Source organism: Mesorhizobium sp. WSM4836, assembly GCF_055811815.1.
Window position 1 is genome coordinate 1 of sequence record NZ_JBVVQF010000101.1, and the last position, 348, is coordinate 348.

The 348-nt window shown below is 65.8% G+C and carries 1 protein-coding gene; it reads left to right on the plus strand.

What is annotated here, in order from left to right; translation table 11 throughout:
• The coding region (locus AC0L2P_RS32270; RefSeq protein WP_473507253.1) for a transposase domain-containing protein at nt 1-348 on the plus strand (348 nt) is incomplete at both ends.

Consider the following 348-nt stretch of genomic DNA (forward strand, 5'->3'; position numbering starts at 1 on the left):
CTGCATGGTCAGAGTTCTGAACGCTCAGCCCGCCTGCACGACCAGATGGAGCTCACCTTCGAGGAACTCGAGAGCACGGCAACGGAAGACGAGATCGCCGCCGAACAGGCCGCGGCCCGGACCACCGAGGTGGCGCCTTATGTGCGCAAACGACCGGCGCGTCAGCCATTTCCCGAGCATCTGCCGCGCGAACGCGTGGTCGAGCCGGCGCCGACCGCTTGCCATTGCTGCGGCGGTCATCGGCTACGCAAGCTGGGTGAGGATATCACCGAGACGCTGGAGGTGGTGCCGCGGCAATGGAAGGTGATCCAGCACGTGCGGGAGAAGTTCACCTGCCGCGACTGCGAG